This is a genomic window from Corynebacterium callunae (genome assembly GCF_046592015.1).
GTDB classification, from domain to species: domain Bacteria; phylum Actinomycetota; class Actinomycetes; order Mycobacteriales; family Mycobacteriaceae; genus Corynebacterium; species Corynebacterium callunae_A.
This window is the reverse complement of the sequence record NZ_JAWVOB010000020.1, coordinates 1-5019: the sequence shown is the minus strand read 5'-3', so window position 1 is coordinate 5019 and position 5019 is coordinate 1. Positions and strand designations below refer to the sequence as shown.

The following is a 5019-nucleotide window of genomic DNA, read 5'->3' as shown; positions in this document are numbered from 1 at the left end:
TTTTTTTCATTTTGTGGAGAGTTTGATCCTGGCTCAGGACGAACGCTGGCGGCGTGCTTAACACATGCAAGTCGAACGATGAAGCTTAGCTTGCTAGGTGGATTAGTGGCGAACGGGTGAGTAACACGTAGGTAATCTGCCCTGCACTTTGGGATAAGCCTGGGAAACTGGGTCTAATACCGAATAGGACATGTCATCTTTGGGTGGTGTGTGGAAAGCTTTTGCGGTGTGGGATGAGCCTGCGGCCTATCAGCTTGTTGGTGGGGTAATGGCCTACCAAGGCGTCGACGGGTAGCCGGCCTGAGAGGGTGTACGGCCACATTGGGACTGAGACACGGCCCAGACTCCTACGGGAGGCAGCAGTGGGGAATATTGCACAATGGGCGAAAGCCTGATGCAGCGACGCCGCGTGGGGGATGAAGGCCTTCGGGTTGTAAACTCCTTTCGCTAGGGACGAAGAGAAATTGACGGTACCTGGAGAAGAAGCACCGGCTAACTACGTGCCAGCAGCCGCGGTAATACGTAGGGTGCGAGCGTTGTCCGGAATTACTGGGCGTAAAGAGCTCGTAGGTGGTTTGTCGCGTCGTCTGTGAAATCCCGGGGCTTAACTCCGGGCGTGCAGGCGATACGGGCATAACTTGAGTGCTGTAGGGGAGACTGGAATTCCTGGTGTAGCGGTGAAATGCGCAGATATCAGGAGGAACACCAATGGCGAAGGCAGGTCTCTGGGCAGTAACTGACGCTGAGGAGCGAAAGCATGGGTAGCGAACAGGATTAGATACCCTGGTAGTCCATGCCGTAAACGGTGGGCGCTAGGTGTAGGGGACTTCCACGTCTTCTGTGCCGCAGCTAACGCATTAAGCGCCCCGCCTGGGGAGTACGGCCGCAAGGCTAAAACTCAAAGGAATTGACGGGGGCCCGCACAAGCGGCGGAGCATGTGGATTAATTCGATGCAACGCGAAGAACCTTACCTGGGCTTGACATATACCGGATCGGCGTAGAGATACGTTTTCCCTTGTGGTCGGTATACAGGTGGTGCATGGTTGTCGTCAGCTCGTGTCGTGAGATGTTGGGTTAAGTCCCGCAACGAGCGCAACCCTTGTCTTATGTTGCCAGCATGTTATGGTGGGCACTCATGAGAAACTGCCGGGGTTAACTCGGAGGAAGGTGGGGATGACGTCAAATCATCATGCCCCTTATGTCCAGGGCTTCACACATGCTACAATGGTCGGTACAGCGAGTTGCCACACCGTAAGGTGGAGCTAATCTCTTAAAGCCGGCCTCAGTTCGGATTGGGGTCTGCAACTCGACCCCATGAAGTCGGAGTCGCTAGTAATCGCAGATCAGCAACGCTGCGGTGAATACGTTCCCGGGCCTTGTACACACCGCCCGTCACGTCATGAAAGTTGGTAACACCCGAAGCCAGTGGCCCAACCTTTTTGGGGGGAGCTGTCGAAGGTGGGATCGGCGATTGGGACGAAGTCGTAACAAGGTAGCCGTACCGGAAGGTGCGGCTGGATCACCTCCTTTCTAAGGAGCTTTAAATAATGCCCATCCTTAACAGTTGTTAGGGTGTATGGGTTGTTGGTGTTGGAACCCGTTCGTGGTTGCCATCAACACAATGTAATCGGGTGGAGATGACCCGTGGTGTGGTAAACACTCTTCTTACATGAGAAGAGTTAATAGGTAGGTGGCATGCTGTTGGGTGTCTGAAATGACATGAAAGTGTTGTTTCTTCATCAGATCATGATTGTCAATGATTGTGCACTGTGTGTGTGGTTGTTGGTGGTGGTGGTGTGTTGTGTGAGAACTGTATAGTGGACGCGAGCATCTTTATTTTTTGTATATTTTTTTGTGTATCCGAACGTTTCAACCACTCGCGCATGATTTAAAGGCCTGTGGGTTTTTGGTTGTGGTGGGTGGTTGATTTTTTAGTGTTTTGTTTTTAAGAGCACACGGTGGATGCCTTGGCATATCAAGCCGATGAAGGACGTGAGAGGCTGCGTTATGCCTCGGGGAGTTGCCAACTAAGCGTTGATCCGAGGATGTCCGAATGGGGAAACCCAGCTGCAGTAATGTGTGGTTACCTGCCGGTGAATATATAGCCGGTTGGGAGGTTTACACGGGGAAGTGAAACATCTCAGTACCCGTAGGAGAAGAAAACAATTGTGATTCCGTTAGTAGTGGCGAGCGAACGTGGATGATGGCTAAAGCTTATGTGTGTGATACCCGGCAGGGGTTGCATGTAGGTGGTTGTGGGGTTTCAACGATTGTGTTCTGCCGGACACTGGCGCATAGTTAACTGGTTAGTGGAAGTGGTGTGGAAACGCCTGCCGTAGAAGGTGATAGTCCTGTACGCGAAGACTGGTTGGTGTGTGTGGTTGTTTTTCCCAAGTAGCAGCGGGCTCGTGGAATCTGCTGTGAATCTGCCGGGACCACCCGGTAAGCCTGAATACTTGATATGACCGATAGCGGATTAGTACCGTGAGGGAATGGTGAAAAGTACCCCGGGAGGGGAGTGAAATAGTACCTGAAACCGTGTGCTTACAAACCGTCAGAGCCTCTTTTGTGGGGTGATGGCGTGCCTTTTGAAGAATGAGCCTGCGAGTCAGCGGCATGTCGCGAGGTTAACCCGTGTGGGGTAGCCGTAGGGAAACCGAATCCTAATAGGGTGTGTGAGTGGCATGTCTTGGACCCGAAGCGGAGTGATCTACCCATGGCCAGTGTGAAGCAGAGGTAAGACTTTGTGGAGGCGCGAACCCACTTAGGTTGAAAACTGAGGGGATGAGTTGTGGGTAGGGGTGAAAGGCCAATCAAACTCCGTGATAGCTGGTTCTCCCCGAAATGCATTTAGGTGCAGCGTTGTGTGTTTCTTGCCGGAGGTAGAGCTACTGGATGGTTTAGCGGGACCAACATCTTAGCGACATCAGCCAAACTCCGAATGCCGGTAAGTGAGAGCACAGCAGTGAGACTGCGGGGGATAAGCTTCGTAGTCGAGAGGGAAACAGCCCAGATCGCCGGCTAAGGCCCCTAAGGGTGTGCTAAGTGGAAAAGGAGGTGGGGTCGCGAAGACAGCCAGGAGGTTGGCTTAGAAGCAGCCATCCTTGAAAGAGTGCGTAATAGCTCACTGGTCGAGTGATTCCGCGCCGACAATGTAGTGGGGCTTAAGCACACCGCCGAAGCCGCGGCAATGACATCTTTTGGGTGTTGTTGGGTAGGGGAGCGTCGTGCACGCGTTGAAGCAGCCTGGTAATGGTGTTGTGGAGTGTGTGCGAGTGAGAATGCAGGCATGAGTAACGAATGATGAGTGAGAAACTCATCCGCCGGATGACTAAGGGTTCCTGGGTCAAGTTAATCTTCCCAGGGTGAGTCGGGGCCTAAGGCGAGGCCGACAGGCGTAGTCGATGGATAACGGGTTGATATTCCCGTACCCGAGTGTGTGCGACCATGGTGAATCAGTGATACTAACCATCTACATGCTTCCGCTGTTAATCTTTGATTGATAGTGGTTGTGGTGTGCGTGGGACCTGATCTGGTAGTAGCTAAGTGATGGGGTGACGCAGTGAGGTAGCTGAGCCACTTATTGGATTGTGGTGTAAGCGTGTAGCACGGTTGGTAGGTAAATCCGCTAACTATGATGTGTGAGGCGTGATGCAGAGCCCTTGTGGGGTGAAGTTGGTGATCCTGTACTGTCGAGAAAAGCCTCTAGCGATGTGCATATTCGGCCCGTACCCTAAACCGACACAGGTAGTCAGGTAGAGAATACTAAGGCGTTCGGGTGAACTGTGGTTAAGGAACTCGGCAAAATGCCCCCGTAACTTCGGGAGAAGGGGGGCCATGAGCGGTGAACACTTTTTCAGTGGGAGCTGGTTGTGGTCGCAGAGAATAGAGGGAAGCGACTGTTTACTAAAAACACAGGTCCGTGCGAAGACGTTTAAGTTGATGTATACGGACTGACGCCTGCCCGGTGCTGGAAGGTTAAGAGGACCGGTTAGCTGTTAAAAGCGAAGCTGAGAATTTAAGCCCCAGTAAACGGCGGTGGTAACTATAACCATCCTAAGGTAGCGAAATTCCTTGTCGGGTAAGTTCCGACCTGCACGAATGGCGTAACGACTTCCCTGCTGTCTCAACCACAGGCCCGGTGAAATTGCAGTACGAGTAAAGATGCTCGTTACGCGCGGCAGGACGAAAAGACCCCGGGACCTTCACTATAGCTTGGTATTGGTGTTTGATTCGGTTTGTGTAGGATAGGTGGGAGACTGTGATCATGTGACGCTAGTTGTGTGTGAGTCGTTGGTGAAATACCACTCTGATCGGATTGAATGTCTTAACCTTGGCCCATGATCTGGGTTGGGGACAGTGCCTGGTGGGTAGTTTAACTGGGGCGGTTGCCTCCCAAAATGTAACGGAGGCGCCCAAAGGTTTCCTCAGCTTGGTTGGTAATCAGGTGGTGAGTGTAAGTGCACAAGGGAGCTTGACTGTGAGAGTGACAGCTCGAGCAGGGACGAAAGTCGGGACTAGTGATCCGGCACCAACTTGTGGTTGTGGTGTCGCTCAACGGATAAAAGGTACCCCGGGGATAACAGGCTGATCTTCCCCAAGAGTCCATATCGACGGGATGGTTTGGCACCTCGATGTCGGCTCGTCGCATCCTGGGGCTGGAGTAGGTCCCAAGGGTTGGGCTGTTCGCCCATTAAAGCGGCACGCGAGCTGGGTTTAGAACGTCGTGAGACAGTTCGGTCTCTATCCGCCGCGCGCGTTGAAACTTAAGGAAGGCTGTCCCTAGTACGAGAGGACCGGGACGGACGTACCTCTGGTGTGCCAGTTGTTCCGCCAGGAGCAGGGCTGGTTGGCTACGTACGGAAGGGATAACCGCTGAAAGCATCTAAGCGGGAAGCCTGTTTCGAGATGAGGTTTCTTTTGAGGTTCCCTATAGATTATGGGGTTGATAGGCCAGATCTGGACGCATTGTAAGGTGTGGAGGTGACTGGTACTAATTTACCGACAACAAAACATGA

At 52.7% G+C, this 5019-nt stretch carries 2 rRNA genes; both read left to right on the top strand.

The features are described from left to right. Window positions 1–10 precede the first annotated feature (10 nt). Window positions 11–1531, top strand: a 16S ribosomal RNA gene (locus tag SFC07_RS13175). A 405-nt stretch (window positions 1532–1936) separates the two neighbouring features. After that, window positions 1937–5018 (top strand): 23S ribosomal RNA (locus tag SFC07_RS13170). The 16S and 23S rRNA genes sit together here, the layout of an rRNA operon. Window position 5019 lies beyond the last annotated feature (1 nt).